Raw genomic sequence first — 16,272 nt, 5'->3', positions numbered from 1 at the left:
ATGCTCCGGGTCACGGCGCTGCCCCTCGCCGAGCTGCGCGAGCGCACCAGTGAGAAGTGGCGGGAGTATCCCGCCGATGTGCTCCCGCTGTTCGTGGCGGAGACCGATTTCCCGCTGGCCCCCGCGGTCACCGCCGCCCTGCAGCGCGCACTCGATCTCGGCGACACCGGCTACATCGCCTCCCGTCCGCCTCTCGCCGAGGCGTATGCGGCGTTCGCCGAACGCCGGTTCGGCTGGCGACCCGATCCCGCTCGGATGCGGAGCACGGCCGACGTCAGCATGGGCATCGTCGAGCTCCTCCGCCGGGTCACCCAGCCCGGCGACCGGGTCGTCGTCACTCCGCCCGTGTACCCGCCGTTCTACGAGCTGGTCGACGAAGCGGGCGCGGAAGTGGTCCGCGTCCCGCTGCGTGACACGGGCACGGCGTGGGAGCTCGATCTCGACGGCATCCGCTCCGCCTTCGAAGACGGCGCCACCGCGATCCTGCTCTGCAACCCGCACAATCCCACCGGGACCGTTCACGATCGCGACTCGCTCGTGGCGCTCGCGGAGCTGGCCGAGGAGTTCGGCGCGGCCGTGGTCTCGGATGAGATCCACGCGCCCCTCGTCCAGCCGGGGAGCGGCTTCACGCCCTTCCTGGCCGCGGGAGACGCAGCCGGCCGCGTCGGCTACGCGGTGGTGAGCGCCAGCAAGGCCTTCAACCTCGCCGGCCTCAAGTGCGCCCTGATGATCGCCGCCGACGAGCAGACGAACGCCGTGGTGCGGGCGCTCCCGGTCGAGGTCGAATGGCGCACCGGCCAGTTCGGCCTGATCGCCGCGGTCGCCGCGTTCTCGGAGGAGAGCGATGCGTGGCTCGACGGGCTTCTGCGCACCCTCGACGAGAACAGGCTGCTCCTGGAGGACCTCCTGGCGTCGCGGCTGCCCGGCGTCCGCTACCGGATCCCCGAGGCGGGGTACCTGGCGTGGCTCGACTTCTCGGCGATGGCGTGGGGAGACAACCCGGGGCGCCGCATCCTGAAAGACGCCAGGGTCGCGCTGCAGGACGGGCCTGCCTTCGGTGAGGAAGGCCGCGGTCACGCTCGGCTGAATTTCGGCACGAGTCCCGAGATCATCACGGAGGCGATCGAGCGCATCGCATCGCTGGCCGGACGATGAGCGGGGCGGCGCCGGTCGTATCGATCTGGGACCGCGAGCGGATCTGGGTGACCAGCGGTTCGGTCGCGCTCATCTTCCTCGCGGCGATCGAGGCGCTGGCCGTGACCACCGTGATGCCGATCGTCAGCGAAGCGCTCGACGGGCAGGCGCTCTATGCGGTCGCGTTCGCCGGCACCCTCGCCACCAGTGTGATCGGCATGGTCGCCGCCGGAGCGTGGTCGGACGCGCGCGGCCCCCGTGGGGCGCTGTACGTGGCGGTCACCCTGTTCATCATCGGGCTGCTCATGTCTGGTTTCGCCACGACCATGCACCAGTTCCTGGTCGGGCGGCTCGTGCAGGGGCTGGGCACGGGCGGGCAGACGGTCGCGCTGTACGTCGTCGTCGCCCGGCTGTACCCGCCGCACCTGCACGGTCGGGTCTTCGCCGCGTTCGCGGCCGCCTGGGTCGTGCCCTCCATGGTCGGGCCGTTCCTCGCCGGAGCGGTCGCGGAGTACCTCGACTGGCGCTGGGCCTTCCTCGGCGTCGCGGTGCTGACGGCGATCGCGTTCGCGATCATCGCCCTGCGTCTCCGCGGCCTCGATCTCGGACGGGGCGAGCCGCAGGACCGCCGAAGCCTCGCGGTGCGGATGGCGTTGGCCGTCGTCGTCGCCGTCTTCGCGGTGCTGGTCGGTTTCAGCGCCGACATGGATGCCGCGATCGGGTGGCCCGTCGCGCTGGGGGCGATCGCCGTGATCGCCGTCGCCGTGCTCCCCCTGCTCCCGCGGCGAACCCTGCGCGCGGGGCGGGGTCTTCCGAGCGTCGTGCTGATGCGGGGGATCGCGGCCGGGACGTTCTTCGCCGCCGAGGCGTACATCCCCTACCTCCTCATCGAGCGCTACGGCTTCAGCGCCACCTGGGCCGGTGTGGCGCTGATGCTGGCGGCACTCGCCTGGGCGGGTGCCTCGCAGCTGCAGGGGCGGTACGGCGAGCGTCTCGGCAACGCCCGCATCACACTGATCAGCACGTCGGCGCTCCTCGTCGCCCTCGTCTCGGTTCTCGTCGCCGCGCTCGGCACGGTCTCGCCCGTGCTGGTCATCGTCGGGTGGGGCTTCGCCGGGGGCGGCATGGGCCTGCTCTATCCGCGTCTGACGGTTCTGACCCTCGCGTACTCGACTCCGGGGAACCAGGGGTTCAACTCCTCGGCCCTCTCGATCTCGGACTCGACCGGGTCGGCCATCGTGATCGCGGTCGCCGGCCTCGCCGTGGCGACCCTGGGCGGAGGAGCGGACGCGTTCGGTATCGTCTTCGCGCTGTGCATCGCTCTCGTCCTCGCTGGGCTGGTGCCAGGACTCCGCCTCGGACACGCGGCGGAATCCACGGCGGTCTGATCACGAGCCTCTCGCCGATCGGAACGATCAGGCGGAGGCGCGAGCGCGCGCGGAGCCGATGAGCGCCGTGACGCCGAGATCGAAGACGCGATCGAGTCCCTCCGTCACGTCGAGCCCCGCGTCAGAGGGCAGGGCGCCGTGGCTGTCGGCGTGCATGCGCTGCTGCACGAGGGTGGCATGGCCGAGCACGAAGTGCAGGATCGCCGCTGCGCGATCGTCGGCGTCGTCGGCGCCGTCCCGCCGGAGGGCGGTCGCCAGCGCGACCTGGGCGTCGAAGGAGCCCAGCTGGAGCGCATACGTGCTCAGGACCAGCTCGGCGCCGTCGCGATGCGCGAAGAGCGCGTCGCGGATGCGGCGAGCGATCGACAGCGCACCGCCGTCGATGCCATGGATCGACGCGGTGATGCGGTCGCTGAGTTCGGCCAGCAGCTCCTGCTTGCTCGCGAAGTGCCAATAGAGCGCGCTCGGCTGCACGTCGAGGCGCGCGGCGATGCGGCGCATCGACAGATCGGCCAGACCTACCTCGTCGAGCAGGTCGAGCGCAGTGCTCGCCACGCTTTCGCGGTCATGTCTGCTCGAGTTGTGCTCGGGGCTCATCGCCTCAGTATAGTGAACACCGTTCAGGTGAACACTGTTCAGGAAGTAGGAACCATGTCGTCGTCTCGTACCGAACTCGGGCGCGATCTCGCCCGCATCGCCGTCTTCGCGGCCCTCATCGTCGTGCTCGGCACGGTGACCGTGCCGTTGCCGGGCGGCGTTCCCATCACGGCGCAGACACTCGGCGTCATGCTCGCCGGCACCGTGCTGGGCCCTCGACGGGCGCCGCTCGCCGTGCTCGTCGTCCTGGTCCTCTCGGCGATCGGACTCCCGGTGCTCGCCGGAGGGCGCGGAGGCCTCGGCGTCTTCGCGGGGCCGACGGCAGGGTATCTGCTCGGGTGGGTCGTGGGCAGCATCGTGATCGGACTCATCGTGCGGGCCTCCCGGATCACGTGGTGGCGCACCGCCGTCGGCACCGTCGTCGGCGGCATCCTCATCGTCTACGCATTCGGCATCCCGGTGCAGGCGCTCGTGCTCGGCGTCGACCTCGTGCCGACCGCGCTCTCCAGCCTCGCCTTCCTTCCCGGCGACCTGCTCAAGGCCGCCGCCGCGACCGCGCTCACCCTCGCACTGCTGCGGGCCTACCCGCCGGCATTCGGGCGACGCCCCGCCGGGGCGGTGCGGGCGCGTGCGGCCTGACACGCGCACCCGAGTCATCGCCCTCGAGGCGGTGAACGTGCAGCGCGAGGGGCGCGACATCCTGCACGACGTGAGCATCGAGCTCGACGCGCCGCGCATCGCGGTCATCGGGGCGAACGGATCGGGCAAGTCGACCTTCGCGCGGCTGCTCAACGGCCTCGTCGCGCCGACGACCGGACGCGTCTCGGTGCACGGCGTCGACGTGCAGCGGAAGACCCGCGAGGTGCGGCGTCGCGTCGGCTTCGTGTTCACGGATCCGCAGGCGCAGATCCTGATGCCGACGCCGGCCGAGGACCTCGCACTCTCGATCCGGGGAGCCTCCCGGGTGGAAGTGGACCGCCGGGTGCGGGCCGTGCTCGCCGAGCACGGCCTGCAGGACCATGCCGATGTGCCGGCCTCGGCTCTCTCGGGCGGCCAGAAGCAGATGCTCGCCCTGGCGTCGGTGCTCATCACCCGGCCCTCCCTCATCGTGGCCGATGAGCCGACCACCCTCCTCGATCTGCGCAACGCACGGCGGATCGGCGATCTGCTGCTCGCCCAGGAGGCGCAGGTCATCGTCGTCACCCACGACCTCGAGCTCGCCGGCCGCTGCGATCAGGCGGTGCTGTTCGACGACGGGCGGATCGCGGCGTCGGGCCATCCGGGCGAGGTCATCGCCGCGTACCGGAGGTCGTGCGCGTGATCCGGCTCCGTCGACCGGGCACGAGCGTCGTCCACCGCCTGCCGGCGGGACCGAAGCTCGCCACGCTGGCGATCATCGCGATCGCGCTCTCGGCCTTCCCGCACGACGCCGGGAGCATCGCCGTGACCCTGGCGGCGGTGGCCGGGCTCTTCCTCCTCGCCGGTCAGTCGCCCCGCGTGCTCGCCGCCGAGGTCTGGCGACTGCGGTGGCTCGTTCTGGTGCTGGGCCTCGCGCTGTGGATCTTCGTCACCCCGCAGGTCGCATGGATCAACACGGGCCGGGTCGTCGCGCTGATCCTGCTGGCGAGCCTCGTCACGATCACCACGCCGATGGGCGACCTGCTGGCCGTGCTGAGGCGGATGCTCGGCCCCCTGCGTCGGTGGATCGACGTGGATGCCGTGGCGATGACCGTCTCGCTGACGATCGCGATGATCCCGGTCGTCGCGGGCTTCGCGGGCGACACCGCCGACGCCCAGCGAGCCCGCGGCGTGCGCCTCGGCGTCCGGGCAGTCGTGCCGTTGCTCGTGCGCACTCTGCGCCACGCGGACGACGTCGGCGACGCCCTCGCCGCCCGCGGGCTCGTGTGAGCGGAGCGCGAGGCGCAGTGCCGTCAGCAGTCCGACGACGGCGAGCGACGCCGTGGCCGCGGTCGTGCCGACGACGAGCAGCATCGCGATCATGCCCACTCCGATCAGGGCCGCCCCGGCGAGGCGTCGGGACGAGGTCGTCGCCGCGGGTGCGGGACGTGTCTCGGAGCGCGTGAGTGCGACCGCGACCACCGCGCTGAGGACGAGAGCGGTCAGGAGCCACAGCGGGCGGCCGGCCCACCAGGCGGCGCTGCTGGGATCGGGAAGAACGGCGCCGCTGACGAGGGCGATGAGAGCGGTGACGCCGGCCATCGCCAGCAGCACGGGCATGTGCCAGAGGTAGATCGTCATGGCGCGACGGTTCACGAACTGCGAGAAGGCCGCGGGCAGGGTGCGGCGGCCGAGCCGGTCGATGCGGTCGCGAAGCAGGGAGACGAGACCGAGGTGCACGATGCCGACGAGCACGAGCGCACCGGTGGGCGGGTTGATGTTGGCGACGAGGTCGGGGGAGTAGATCCCGGCCGCGAAGGCGCCGATGAGTGCAGTGAGAGCCGTGCCGGCGGCGATCCGGCGGGTGCGGCGGCTCAGCGCGTCGATCGTGCCGTCGGCGAGGAAGAAGCCCAGCTGCTGGAGCGTCAACCACACGAACGCGAGATTGAGGAATCCGATCGCGTCGACTCCGGTGTGCCCACGGAGGAGGTCGACGACGACCACCGCCCCGGCGAGCAGACCGACCGTGGCTACGGGGGCGCTGCGGTGCGCGGCGGCGAGCACGGGAAGCAGCGCCTGACACAGCAGGAACACGCCGAGGAACCAGAGCGGCTGCGCGAAGCGGAATCCGGCGGTCGCCACGAGATGACCGGGAACGCCGGCCAGCTGAAGCATCGCGAGCAGCGCTCCCGCCACGCCGATCACCAGGACCGCCGGGCGCAGGAGACGGTGGATGCGGGCGGCGACGAACGCGGCATCCGACCGTCCTCGCTCGCGACCGCGACGGTGGGCGAGGAAGCCCGCGAACCCTCCGATGATGAAGAACAACGGCATGACCTGCAGCGCCCAGCTCACCGGGACGATCCACCAGGTGCCGTCGCTCGCGTTCTCGAACACCGGACCCCCGGCGGTCACCGTGACACCGACCATGATCGCGTGCAGCAGCACCGCGCCGGTCACGCACAGCGCGCGGAGGAGGTCGATGCCGGTGTCGCGACCGGGCGGCGTCGGGGAAGCGGGCGGTCGGGGGGTGTGGAGCTGCGGTGCCTCGACGGTGGCCATGTGTCCTCCTCGGTGGGGTGTCCGAGGAGCGTACGGACGGGGTGATCGACGGGGGATCACCCTCGGGGGTCGTCGCACCCCTTACCTAGGAGTGATTCAGGAGGCCGGTTCGACGAGTCCGGTGTCGTACGCGAGGATCACGGCGTGCACGCGGTCGCGAAGACCGAGCTTGGAGAGCACCTTGCCGACGTGCGTCTTGACGGTCTGCTCGGCGATGAACAGCTCGGCGGCGATCTCGCTGTTCGAGCGGCCGCGGCCGATCAGGACGAGGACCTCCCGCTCGCGTTCGGTCAGCCCGGCGAGCACGGTCTGCGAGCGCGGCGCGGCGGGCCTGCGACCCGCGAACTGCTCGATCATCCTGCGGGTGACGCTCGGCGCGAGCAGCGCGTCGCCCGCCGCGATCACACGAACGGCGTGCACGAGCTCCTCGGGGAGGGCGTCCTTGAGCAGGAAGCCGCTGGCGCCCGCTTCGAGGGCGTCGTACACGTAGTCGTCGATGTCGAAGGTCGTCAGCATGAGGATGCGGGGCACATGGGCGGCCGGATATCCGGGCCCGAGGATGCGCCGCGTCGCCTCGATGCCGTCGAGTTCCGGCATCCGCACATCCATGAGGATGATGTCGGGGTCGAGCCGGGCCGCCAGCGTGACCGCCTCGGCGCCGGTCGCCGCCTGCCCGGCGACCCGGATGCCGTCGTGCGCGTCGAGGAGGGCCGCGAAGCCGGCGCGCACCATGGCCTGGTCGTCGGCGATGAGCACGGTAACGGTCATGGGTTCTCCTGGGGGTCCGGCGAAGCGGCGTCCGGCGGGCTCGTCGAGCCGGCGAGAGGCAGGGACGCCGCGACCTCCCATCCTCCCTCGTCGGTCGCCCCGGCCGAGAATGTGCCTCCGAGCAGTTCGACGCGTTCTCGCATGCCGCGCAGGCCGTGCCCGGAACCGCGGGAGTCGGCCGGCTCGATCGGTGGGGAATTGCGCACGCGGATGCCGACGGAGGACGCATCCGCCCGGATCCGCACGGTGACGGCGGCGCCGTGCGCATGACGCACCGCGTTGCTCAGCGCTTCCTGCGTGATCCGGTACGCGGCGATCTGCACCGCGGACGACGCCTCGGCGATCGGTCCGGCGATCTCCAGACCGACCGTCACGCCCGCACGTCGGAGGGTGTCGACCAGGGCGGCGACGTCGTCGATGCGCTGCTGCGGAGTGAGCTCCGTCGACTGGTCCTCGGTGCGCAGCACGCCCAGCATCCGGCGCATCTCGGTCAACGACGTGCGCGCCGTCGCCGCGATGCTCTCGAACTCGGCGACTGCTTCGTCGTCGAGGTCGGAGAGGCGGTAGCGAGCGGTGGAGGCCTGCACCTGGATCACCGACATGCTGTGCGCGATCACGTCGTGAAGCTCGCGGGCGATGCGCGTGCGCTCCTCGACGAGGACGCGCTTCGACTCCTCGAGCGCCGAGTGCTCGCGCTCGCGGGTGAGCTCGGCCGCGACGCGCAGGCGGCCGGCGATGAGGAGGGCGATCAGGTAGGCGGCGGTGGCGACGGAGGCGGCGACGATGAGGTTCGCGGTGACGTTGGCGGCCGTGGCGGCGCTCGACGCGACCTCGGGCCGCAGCATCGGGGCGATGAGCGAGCCCAGCGCGCCACTGACCAGGGGCAACACTCCGAGCCGCCCGCCGTGACGCAGCGTCACCACGCCCACGATGAGCACGAACGACAGCAGGGCCGGCACCGACCAGGGCCACGGCGCCTCGGTCGCGAGAGCGGCCGGAACCACGAGCGGCAGCGCGAACGACCCGGCCGTGAACGACACGATCGCCCAGCGCGGCCGGGACTCGGCGAGCAGCGGAGCGCCGCACACCGCGGCGGCCAGGAGGAACGACAGGGGGAGCGGGATGCCGTAGAGAGTCGCGGCCAGCGGCACGAGGGTCGCGGCGAGAGCGACCGTCCCCGCCGCCAGAAGCACCAGGGCCAGGACGGGTCGACGGATGCGGGGGTGCTCCGTGCGCATCCGATCTCGAGCCATGGGAGTCATCCTGCCAGGTGTGCCACCGGCGAGCGGCGGCGGCGGATCGCGGTGGCGCGGTCGATCGTCACCCCGATGGCCAGCGCGATCACGATGCCGATGCCGGCGCTCAGCAACGGCTGGTCCTTCACCCAGCTGCCCGCGACCAGGCCGATGATCAGGCTGAGCACGCTCCAGCTCGCGCCGGCGATCAGGCTCAGCGGCAGGAAGCGTCGCCAGGCGAACCCGAGGGCGCCGGCAGACATGTTCACCGCCACACGTCCGACGGGAACGTACCGTGCGCCCAGGATCAGCGCGGCGCTGCGCCTGTCGAGAGCCGCCTCGGCGTGAGCGAACGCCGCCGCCACCCGCGGTCGTCGCATCCACCTCCATCGCACAGTGCCGACGCGGCTTCCGATCGCGAACGCGATGTTGTCGCCGATCGCCGCGCCGACGGCTGCGACGAGACCGAGCGGCACCAGCATCCACCATTCGCCCGTCGACGACGCCACGGCGGCCGCAGCCACGAGCACCGTCTCGCTTGGCACCGGGGGGAAGAATCCGTCGATCACCGTCACGGCGAAGAGCACGAGGAAGAGCCACGGTGACGCGACGGCGTGAAGGATGAGCTCGTTGATGACGTCCACCCCTGAAGGCTAGGAACGCGGGCTCGCGACGACATCACCCTGCGGTATCGTCTGCGTCACCCCGGAGAGTGAGATCGCGAGGCGGCGGTCGTCACCGCCCGGCGATCTATACTGGGAGGCTGGCCCATCGGCCGACTCCCACCCTGAACGAACGGACATCCGCTGTGCTCGCCGTGCACGACCTCGAGATCCGCGTTGGCGCGCGACTGCTCATGGAGAACGTCTCCTTCCGCGTCGCCGACGGTGACAAGATCGGACTGGTCGGCCGCAACGGTGCCGGCAAGACGACGTTGACGAAGGTGCTCGCCGGCGATGTGCTTCCGTCGGGCGGGAACGTGACCCGTTCCGGCGAACTCGGCTACCTCCCGCAGGACCCGCGGTCGGGCAACCCGGATGACCTCGCACGCACGCGGATCCTCGACGCACGCGGCCTGGGACAGCTGAACCTCGGCATGACCGAGGCGTCGCTGGCGATGGGATCCGACGACCCGGCCGTCGCCGCGAAGGCGATGAAGCGCTACGCGACGCTGACCGAGAAGTTCGAGGCGCAGGGCGGCTACGCCGCCGAGGCCGAGGCCGCATCGATCGCGCACAACCTGTCGCTGCCCGACCGCATCCTCGACCAGCCGCTCTCGACGCTGTCGGGTGGTCAGCGCCGGCGCATCGAGCTGGCGCGCATCCTCTTCTCCGACGCCCAGACGATGATCCTCGACGAGCCGACGAACCACCTCGACGCCGACAGCGTCGTCTGGCTGCGCGAGTTCCTCAAGGGCTACAAGGGCGGGCTGATCGTGATCAGCCACGACGTGGAGCTCGTCGGCGAGACCGTGAACCGCGTGTTCTACCTCGACGCCAACCGTCAGGTCATCGACACGTACAACATGAACTGGAAGAACTACCTGCGTCAGCGCGCAGCCGACGAGGAGCGCCGCAAGAAGGAGCGCGTCAACGCCGAGAAGAAGGCCACGACGCTGCAGCAGCAGGCCGCCCGCTTCGGCGCGAAGGCCTCCAAGGCCGCGGCCGCTCACCAGATGGTCGCTCGCGCCGAGAAGCTGCTGGCCGGACTGGAGGAGGTGCGCCAGGAGGATCGCGTCGCCAAGCTGCGATTCCCCAAGCCCGCCCCGTGCGGCAAGACGCCCATGATGGCCTCCGGCCTGTCGAAGTCGTACGGGTCGCTCGAGATCTTCACCGACGTCGACCTCGCGATCGACCGCGGATCGAAGGTCGTGGTCCTCGGACTCAACGGCGCCGGTAAGACGACCCTGCTGCGCATGCTCGCGGGGGTCGACCAGCCCGACACGGGTCAGCTCGAACCCGGTCACGGGCTCAAGGTCGGCTACTACGCGCAGGAGCACGAGAATCTCGACGTGAGCCGCTCGGTGCTCGAGAACATGGTGTCGGCCGCCCCGCACATCACCGAGACCGAGGCGCGGAAGGTGCTCGGCTCGTTCCTCTTCACCGGTGACGACGTGCTGAAGCCCGCCGGTGTCCTCTCCGGAGGGGAGAAGACGCGCCTGTCGCTGGCCACGCTCGTCGTGTCGTCCGCGAACCTGCTGCTGCTCGACGAGCCCACCAACAACCTCGATCCGGCGTCACGCGAGGAGATCCTCGGCGCTCTCGCGCACTACGAGGGCGCGGTGGTGCTCGTCTCGCACGACCCGGGAGCGGTGCAGTCGCTCAATCCCGAGCGCGTGCTGATCCTCCCCGACGGCGTGGAGGACATCTGGAGCCAGGAGTACCAGGACCTCATCGAGCTCGCGTAGATCGGGACTGCCTCGACGGCGTCATCGCGCGTCGAGGAGCTCGTCCTCGACGTCGGCGTCGCGGTCGCGGCGTCGGGGCCTGCGCGCCGGCGCCTCGACACCCTCGACCTCCTCGCGATGCTTCACGATCTCGGTGCGGATGATGTAGGCGATGAAGATGAAACCCATCACGGCGAACAGGATCCACTGGATCGCGTAGGAGAGATGCGGTCCCGGATCGTCGGTCGGCGAATCGAACGTTCCGAGGGCGCCGTCTCCGGCCGGCCGCTCATCGACGAGCTGGCCGTACGCTCCGGTGATCACGTCGCCGCCGACGAGCTCGGCGATCGACGGGAGATGGATGGTGGGCACCTGGCCCTCGGGCGCGCCGCGGCCGGAGGCGGGCAGCTGCTCGCCGGGCCGGAGCCTGACCGTCACCTCGACCCGGCCCTCCGGCGGGGCCGGGACGGCGTCCGGTGCGTCGCCGTCTCCCGGCGGCACCCATCCGCGATCGACGATGAACACCCTCCCGTCGTCGTCACGGAAAGGCACGAGCACCTCGAAGGCGCTCGTGCCGCCGTGCGGCCGATTGCGCACCAGCAGCTGCTGGTCGGCGAGGTACTCGCCGTGCAACGTCGCCGGATGCCACTGGTCGGCGGGGTCGAGCGCGCCGTCCTGGTCGATGAGCTGCGCGAGCGGCGCCGGATCGGCGTCGTAGTTCTGCTCGACGAGCGCGATCTGCTCCGATCGGGACTCGTTGCGCTCGAACTGCCAATGGGAGAGGAAGGCGCACGCCACCGCGAATCCGATCGCCACGAGCACGTAGACGCTCCACCGCGTCATCCGACCGCTCATGCGGGAACACCGTCGCGAACGGTCACGGGGAAGTCGCGAGCGGCGAGATAGTCGCGGAGGAACGCGACGTGCTCGTCGCACGCCAGCCAGATCTTCTCGCGATCAGCCGAATGGATGCGCGGATTGCGCCAGACGACGTGCCGGGTCGCCGCGCCCCGGCATCCGGCGCGCGAGCATTCGAGCTCGGTCACGATCGATCCCGGCGGCTCTCGTGAATGGTGAAGACCTGCGGATCGGACGTCTCGATCACGGTGTGCTCGGGCGTCGGCGCCTCGATCTCGCGCTGCGGCGACTCGGCGGTGGTCTCGGTGCTGTCGCTGCCGGCGTTGGCGAACACCACGGCGATGTAGGGCAGCACGGCCGCGGCGATGCCGAAGACCCAGGTGTACCAGCCGTAGGGCTGGACCAGCACCATCAGAGCGAAGCACACGATGCGTATCGTCATCGTCAGGGCGTACCGGCGCACACGATGGTCGGCCTCATCCCGCGGGGACTGCGGCAGTGAGGTGACAGCCGGGACCTGACGTGCGTTCTTCACGATACCTCCAGCCTACGCCGGTCCGGCGGGCTCGGGGCGCGCGAGGAAGCCGCTCAGCCGGCGTAGAGGAACGGCAGCGTGAACGCGCCGAAGAAGAGGAGACCGACGATGGTCGAGACGATCGTGAAGACCAGCAGACCCGCCACGACGTAACCGAGGATGAGGCCCGCGAACGCCATGCCGCGACCGCCGATCGCCGGGTCGCGCTTGGTCTGGCGCAGGGCCATGTGGCCGGTGATCACGGCGGCGATCGAGGCGAGCATCGGAATGAGAGCCCAGAACAGCACCAGTCCCGCGATGCCGCAGACGAGCGACGTGATCGCGAGACCGCTGACCGGCCGGGGCGGCGGAGCGGGATAGCCGGGAGTCACGTACGGCTGCGGGGCGGCGGCGCCGTAGGGTGCGGCGGGCGGCGGTGCGTACGAGGGAGCGGCGCCCGGATACGCCTGCGTCGGCGCCAGGGGAGCCGGGGCGGCGGCGGGAGCCGGCGGTGCGAACGGAGCCGGCGCGGCGGGAGCCGAGGCCGCGAACGGAGCCGGGGCGGCGGCGGGAGCCGGCGGTGCAGGCGGTGGGGTGAGCGGCGGCTCCTGCGCTGCGGGTGGGGGGTTGTAGCTGTCGTCGCTCACGTGTTCGCCTTTCGTCCCGTTCAGCGTTCCAGCCCGGGTCGCCCCCTGTCAATCGGACCGCCGGCGATCGCAGGGCTCGCCGATAGGATCGAGGACGGCCGCGAAACCCCCGGCCACCGGCTTGCGAATCAGGAGTGGTACCCATGAGTGCTCAGCGCGTCGTCCTCGTCACCGGAGGCAATCGCGGTATCGGCCGCGCCATCGCCGAGCGATTCGTCCGTGAGGGGTACCGCGTCGCGGTCACCGCCCGGTCGGGAGAAGGCCCGGAAGGCACGCTGACCGTGCGCGCCGACGTGACGGATGCCGCGGCGCTCGATGCGGCGTTCACCGAGGTGGAGCAGCAGCTCGGCCCGGTGGAGATCGTCGTCGCGAATGCCGGCATCACGAAGGACACGCTTCTGCTGCGCATGAGCGACGACGATTTCGACAGCGTGGTCGCCACGAACCTCGGCGGCACCTTCCGGGTGGTCAAGCGCGCATCGAAGGGCATGCTCCGCGCCCGGTTCGGCCGAGTCATCCTGATCTCGAGCGTGGTGGGCCTCTACGGCTCCGCGGGTCAGGTGAACTACTCCGCGTCGAAGAGCGCGCTGATCGGCTTCGCGCGCTCGCTGACGCGCGAGCTGGGAGGTCGGGGGATCACGGCGAACGTCGTGGCGCCGGGATTCATCGAGACCGACATGACGGCCGAACTGCCCGAGGAGACGCAGAAGCAGTACAAGGCGAACATTCCCGCCGGACGCTTCGCGACGGCCGACGAGGTCGCCGGCGTCGTGACCTGGCTCGCCGGCGACGACGCCGGCTACATCTCGGGCGCCGTCATCCCGGTTGACGGCGGACTCGGGATGGGGCACTGATCCCGCGGCCGACCCGTCGGCTCAGCGTGTGACGGCTGCGTCGATCAGGGCGGCGAGCCTCGCCGGCACGGAGAACTGCGGCCAGTGGCCGGAGCCGATCCGCACGACCTCCGCGTCGTCGATCGCGTGGTACTCGTCGGCGTACGGGCCCCACTGGTCGATCATGCCGTCGAACGTCTCCTGATCGAGTGCTCCCATGAGCAGCGTGACCGGAACGCGGTGGCGCGCGCTGTCGCGGAGCACGATCGCGTCGGTCGGAACTCGGGCGGGCACGCTGAGAGTGAGGGGAGCGGTGCGCTCGCGCGTCTCGTCGTCGAGATCGCTGACGTCGTCATCGGGGAAGTGGTCCCAGCCCGGGAACGGCACGACCCCGTCTGCGACCGCGAACTCGCTGATGCCGTTGCCGGATGCCGGAGGCACGGTGTCGACGAAGATCACTCGGGCCACGCGCCCGGGCCGTGCGTCGGCGACGCCCCACGCCACGTTGCCCCCGCCGCTGTGACCCACCACGATCACGTCGCCGTCGAGCGCGTCGACAGCGGCCACCGCGGCGTCGACCCAGTCGGCCATGCCGATCTCCGCGGACTCGGCCGCCGGTGCGCCCAGTCCGGGAAGCGTGAGCGGATGCGTTCGATGCCCCGCCTTCTCGAGGATCGGGACCACGTCGTTCCAGCTGGAGCCGTCGAGCCAGAGGCCCGGAATGAGGATGATGTCCATGACCCGACGGCAGTCACGGCCACCGACATCCACCAGGCGCGCCCGCGGTCTACGGCAGCAGCGGGATGACCTCGGCGAGGTCCTGCCGGGCCACGACCAGGCTCGCGGCCTCGCGGACCGCCGGCTTGGCGTTGAAGGCGAGCCCCAGACCCGCCGTCGCCATCATCTGGAGGTCGTTCGCCCCGTCTCCGATCGCGATCGTTGCGCGCCGGTCGATGCCCAGCTCGGACGCCCACTCGGCGAGGGTCGACGCCTTGACCGCGGCATCCACGATGGCGCCGTCGACCCGGCCGGCGAGCGCGTCGTCGGCGATCTCGAGCCGGTTCGCCCGCCAGCGATCGACGCCGAGCTGCGGGGCGATGTGATCGAGGATCTCGTGGAACCCGCCCGAGACGACGCCGACGACGCCACCGCGCGCGTGCACGGCCGCGATGAGCTCGTGTACCCCCGGAGTGGGCTCGACGCGAGCTCGCACGCGCTCGAAGGCCGACACCGGCACTCCTTCGAGCGCCGCCACGCGCGACCGCAGGCTCGCCGCGAAGTCGACCTCTCCTCGCATGGCCGCCTCGGTGGCAGCCTCCACCTCGTCGCGCCGACCGGCCTCGTCGGCCAGCAACTCGATCACCTCATCGCGGATGAGCGTGGAATCGGCATCGAGGACGACGAGGAATCGCGCGGAGGTCACGTCGTCGAGCCTACCGATCGCCGCGACCCGGTTCGTGCCGGTGACCGCGTCACCGCTCGATGAAGACGCCCTTGCCGACGACCGTGATGCCCGACTCGGTGACCGTGAAGCCCCGGGCCAGGTCGCGCTCCCGATCGACGCCGACGGTGGCTCCGTCGGCCAGCACGACGTTCTTGTCGAGGATGGCGCGGTGCACCCGCGCCCCCTGGCCCAGTCGCACATGGTCGAAGACGACCGAATCGGTGATGGTCGAGCCGCCGCCCGCAAGCGTCCACGGGCCCACGACGCTGCGTTCGAGATGGGTGCCCGAGAGCACCGACCCCAGCGAGACGATCGAGTCGATGGCATTGCCGATGCGACCGACGGAGTCGCGGACAAACTTCGCCGGCGGCGAGTTGACGGCCTGCGAGTGGATCGGCCACTCCATGTTGTAGAGGTTGAAGATCGGCAGGGTGGAGATGAGGTCGCGGTGGGCGTCGAAGAACGAGTCGATGGTCCCCACGTCGCGCCAGTACGACCGGTCGCGCGGCGACGATCCCGGCACGTCGTTCTGCTTCATGTCGTAATAGCCCGCCTCGCCCCGGTCGACGAAGTAGGGGACGATGTCGCCGCCCATGTCGTGCCCCGACGTGGGCGACTCGCCGTCGGCCTCGACGGCGGCGATCAGCGCGTCGGTGTCGAAGATGTAGTTGCCCATGGAGGCGAGCACCTCGTGCGGCGAGTCGGCGAGGCCGGTGATCTCGGTGGGCTTCTCGAGGAACTGCTTGATGCGCCCGGTCTCGGCGTCGGCGTCGATGACGCCGAACTGCGAGGCGAGGGCGAGCGGCTGACGGATGCCGGCGACGGTGGCCTTCGCGCCCGAGGCGATGTGCGCGTCGAGCATCTGCCGGAAGTCCATCCGGTAGACGTGGTCGGCGCCGATCACCACGACGATGTCGGGCTTCTCGTCGTTGATGAGATTGAGGCTCTGCAGGATCGCGTCGGCGGAGCCCGAGAACCATCGTTTGCCGAGCCGCTGCTGGGCGGGAACCGACGCGACGTACGAGTCGAGCAGAGCCGACATGCGCCAGGTCTGCGAGATGTGGCGGTCGAGGCTGTGCGACTTGTACTGCGTCAGCACGACGATCTGACGCAGGCCCGAATTGATGAGGTTGGAGATCGCGAAATCGATCAGCCGGTACTGTCCGCCGAAAGGCACCGCGGGTTTTGCGCGATCGGCCGTCAGGGGCATGAGGCGCTTGCCCTCGCCTCCGGCGAGGATGATCCCGAAGACCTTCTTTGGAGCGGACATGGCTCCACCATAGAGGTC

18 protein-coding genes and 1 pseudogene are annotated in these 16,272 nt (G+C 70.7%); 7 read left to right on the top strand and 12 right to left on the bottom strand.

The window, feature by feature from the left end; genetic code table 11:
- Nucleotides 1-1,155 (top strand): MalY/PatB family protein, encoded by a 1,155-nt coding sequence (locus tag AB3M90_RS06690; protein WP_412950806.1) that lies wholly within the window; start codon nt 1-3, stop codon nt 1,153-1,155.
- Nucleotides 1,152-2,522, top strand: a complete 1,371-nt coding sequence (locus AB3M90_RS06685) for an MFS transporter (RefSeq protein WP_412950805.1) — start codon at nt 1,152-1,154, stop codon at nt 2,520-2,522. The genes AB3M90_RS06690 and AB3M90_RS06685 overlap by 4 nt, the downstream gene beginning before the upstream one ends.
- A 27-nt stretch (nt 2,523-2,549) precedes the next feature.
- On the opposite strand, the gene AB3M90_RS06680 is transcribed toward AB3M90_RS06685, so the two are convergent.
- The gene (locus AB3M90_RS06680) at nt 2,550-3,119 is read right to left on the bottom strand and encodes a TetR family transcriptional regulator (RefSeq protein WP_412950804.1); all 570 of its coding nucleotides are present in this window, start codon (nt 3,117-3,119) and stop codon (nt 2,550-2,552) included.
- Between the two features lie 54 nt (nt 3,120-3,173).
- Here AB3M90_RS06680 and AB3M90_RS06675 point away from each other — a divergent pair, with 54 nt between their 5' ends.
- From AB3M90_RS06675 to AB3M90_RS06665, 3 genes are read left to right on the top strand one after another with little or no spacing between them, the layout of a single operon-like run.
- Nucleotides 3,174-3,758 (top strand): biotin transporter BioY, encoded by a 585-nt coding sequence (locus AB3M90_RS06675; protein WP_412950803.1) that lies wholly within the window; start codon nt 3,174-3,176, stop codon nt 3,756-3,758.
- Nucleotides 3,748-4,440 (top strand): energy-coupling factor ABC transporter ATP-binding protein, encoded by a 693-nt coding sequence (locus AB3M90_RS06670; protein ID WP_412950802.1) that lies wholly within the window; start codon nt 3,748-3,750, stop codon nt 4,438-4,440. The genes AB3M90_RS06675 and AB3M90_RS06670 overlap by 11 nt, the downstream gene beginning before the upstream one ends.
- The gene (locus AB3M90_RS06665) at nt 4,431-5,027 is read left to right on the top strand and encodes an energy-coupling factor transporter transmembrane component T family protein (RefSeq protein ID WP_412951242.1); all 597 of its coding nucleotides are present in this window, start codon (nt 4,431-4,433) and stop codon (nt 5,025-5,027) included. The genes AB3M90_RS06670 and AB3M90_RS06665 overlap by 10 nt, the downstream gene beginning before the upstream one ends.
- Nucleotides 5,028-5,210: 183 nt before the next feature.
- Here the strand turns inward: AB3M90_RS06665 and AB3M90_RS06660 are convergent.
- From AB3M90_RS06660 to AB3M90_RS06645, 4 genes and pseudogenes are all read right to left on the bottom strand, one after another.
- Nucleotides 5,211-6,299 (bottom strand): annotated as a pseudogene (locus AB3M90_RS06660) (acyltransferase family protein); the annotation flags it as partial.
- Nucleotides 6,300-6,395: 96 nt separating this feature from the next.
- The gene (locus AB3M90_RS06655) at nt 6,396-7,067 is read right to left on the bottom strand and encodes a response regulator (protein ID WP_412950801.1); all 672 of its coding nucleotides are present in this window, start codon (nt 7,065-7,067) and stop codon (nt 6,396-6,398) included.
- Nucleotides 7,064-8,320 carry a sensor histidine kinase gene (locus AB3M90_RS06650; protein ID WP_412950800.1) on the bottom strand — a complete coding sequence of 419 codons (1,257 nt, stop codon included), beginning with the start codon at nt 8,318-8,320 and terminating at the stop codon, nt 7,064-7,066. Before AB3M90_RS06650 ends, AB3M90_RS06655 begins: the two co-directional genes overlap by 4 nt.
- Before the next feature lie 5 nt (nt 8,321-8,325).
- Nucleotides 8,326-8,946, bottom strand: a complete 621-nt coding sequence (locus AB3M90_RS06645; protein ID WP_412950799.1) for a DedA family protein — start codon at nt 8,944-8,946, stop codon at nt 8,326-8,328.
- A gap of 164 nt (nt 8,947-9,110) precedes the next feature.
- Between AB3M90_RS06645 and AB3M90_RS06640 the strand changes: the two genes are divergently transcribed.
- Nucleotides 9,111-10,709, top strand: coding sequence for an ABC-F family ATP-binding cassette domain-containing protein (locus AB3M90_RS06640; RefSeq protein WP_412950798.1), 1,599 nt, complete (start codon nt 9,111-9,113; stop codon nt 10,707-10,709).
- A 21-nt stretch (nt 10,710-10,730) separates the two neighbouring features.
- Here AB3M90_RS06640 and AB3M90_RS06635 read toward each other — a convergent pair whose 3' ends face one another.
- From AB3M90_RS06635 to AB3M90_RS06620, 4 genes are read right to left on the bottom strand one after another with little or no spacing between them, the layout of a single operon-like run.
- On the bottom strand, nt 10,731-11,543 hold the full coding sequence (locus AB3M90_RS06635; protein WP_412950797.1) for an SURF1 family cytochrome oxidase biogenesis protein: 813 nt from the start codon (nt 11,541-11,543) through the stop codon (nt 10,731-10,733).
- Entirely contained in the window at nt 11,540-11,734 is a 195-nt protein-coding gene (locus AB3M90_RS06630; protein WP_412950796.1) for a hypothetical protein, read from the bottom strand. The genes AB3M90_RS06635 and AB3M90_RS06630 overlap by 4 nt, the downstream gene beginning before the upstream one ends.
- The gene (locus AB3M90_RS06625; protein ID WP_412950795.1) at nt 11,731-12,081 is read right to left on the bottom strand and encodes a DUF3099 domain-containing protein; all 351 of its coding nucleotides are present in this window, start codon (nt 12,079-12,081) and stop codon (nt 11,731-11,733) included. The genes AB3M90_RS06630 and AB3M90_RS06625 overlap by 4 nt, the downstream gene beginning before the upstream one ends.
- 53 nt (nt 12,082-12,134) lie before the next feature.
- The gene (locus tag AB3M90_RS06620) at nt 12,135-12,707 is read right to left on the bottom strand and encodes a DUF4190 domain-containing protein (protein WP_412950793.1); all 573 of its coding nucleotides are present in this window, start codon (nt 12,705-12,707) and stop codon (nt 12,135-12,137) included.
- Nucleotides 12,708-12,850: 143 nt separating this feature from the next.
- Here AB3M90_RS06620 and AB3M90_RS06615 point away from each other — a divergent pair, with 143 nt between their 5' ends.
- Nucleotides 12,851-13,561 carry a beta-ketoacyl-ACP reductase gene (locus tag AB3M90_RS06615; RefSeq protein WP_412950791.1) on the top strand — a complete coding sequence of 237 codons (711 nt, stop codon included), beginning with the start codon at nt 12,851-12,853 and terminating at the stop codon, nt 13,559-13,561.
- Between the two features lie 21 nt (nt 13,562-13,582).
- On the opposite strand, the gene AB3M90_RS06610 is transcribed toward AB3M90_RS06615, so the two are convergent.
- From AB3M90_RS06610 to AB3M90_RS06600, 3 genes are read right to left on the bottom strand one after another with little or no spacing between them, the layout of a single operon-like run.
- Nucleotides 13,583-14,278: an alpha/beta fold hydrolase gene (locus AB3M90_RS06610; RefSeq protein WP_412950788.1), complete on the bottom strand. Its 696-nt coding sequence runs from the start codon at nt 14,276-14,278 to the stop codon at nt 13,583-13,585.
- Nucleotides 14,279-14,327: 49 nt separating this feature from the next.
- Nucleotides 14,328-14,963 carry a phosphoserine phosphatase SerB gene (gene serB, locus AB3M90_RS06605; RefSeq protein ID WP_412950786.1) on the bottom strand — a complete coding sequence of 212 codons (636 nt, stop codon included), beginning with the start codon at nt 14,961-14,963 and terminating at the stop codon, nt 14,328-14,330.
- A gap of 49 nt (nt 14,964-15,012) precedes the next feature.
- Nucleotides 15,013-16,254, bottom strand: coding sequence for a glucose-1-phosphate adenylyltransferase (locus tag AB3M90_RS06600; RefSeq protein WP_412950783.1), 1,242 nt, complete (start codon nt 16,252-16,254; stop codon nt 15,013-15,015).
- Nucleotides 16,255-16,272 lie beyond the last annotated feature (18 nt).

The sequence above is a fragment of the Microbacterium martis genome (genome assembly GCF_047246685.1).
In the GTDB taxonomy this organism is placed as follows: Bacteria; Actinomycetota; Actinomycetes; order Actinomycetales; family Microbacteriaceae; genus Microbacterium.
Note: the sequence above shows the minus strand (reverse complement) of the source record. Positions and strands in the feature narration are given on the sequence as shown.

Coding starts and splice junctions, on each gene's coding strand:
- AB3M90_RS06690 (WP_412950806.1), top strand. CDS start 1: ATGCTCCGGGTCACGGCGCTGCCCCTCGCCGAGCTGCGCGAGCGCACC.
- AB3M90_RS06685 (WP_412950805.1), top strand. CDS start 1,152: ATGAGCGGGGCGGCGCCGGTCGTATCGATCTGGGACCGCGAGCGGATC.
- AB3M90_RS06680 (WP_412950804.1), bottom strand. CDS start 3,119: ATGAGCCCCGAGCACAACTCGAGCAGACATGACCGCGAAAGCGTGGCG.
- AB3M90_RS06675 (WP_412950803.1), top strand. CDS start 3,174: ATGTCGTCGTCTCGTACCGAACTCGGGCGCGATCTCGCCCGCATCGCC.
- AB3M90_RS06655 (WP_412950801.1), bottom strand. CDS start 7,067: ATGACCGTTACCGTGCTCATCGCCGACGACCAGGCCATGGTGCGCGCC.
- AB3M90_RS06650 (WP_412950800.1), bottom strand. CDS start 8,320: ATGGCTCGAGATCGGATGCGCACGGAGCACCCCCGCATCCGTCGACCC.
- AB3M90_RS06635 (WP_412950797.1), bottom strand. CDS start 11,543: ATGAGCGGTCGGATGACGCGGTGGAGCGTCTACGTGCTCGTGGCGATC.
- AB3M90_RS06615 (WP_412950791.1), top strand. CDS start 12,851: ATGAGTGCTCAGCGCGTCGTCCTCGTCACCGGAGGCAATCGCGGTATC.
- AB3M90_RS06610 (WP_412950788.1), bottom strand. CDS start 14,278: ATGGACATCATCCTCATTCCGGGCCTCTGGCTCGACGGCTCCAGCTGG.
- AB3M90_RS06600 (WP_412950783.1), bottom strand. CDS start 16,254: ATGTCCGCTCCAAAGAAGGTCTTCGGGATCATCCTCGCCGGAGGCGAG.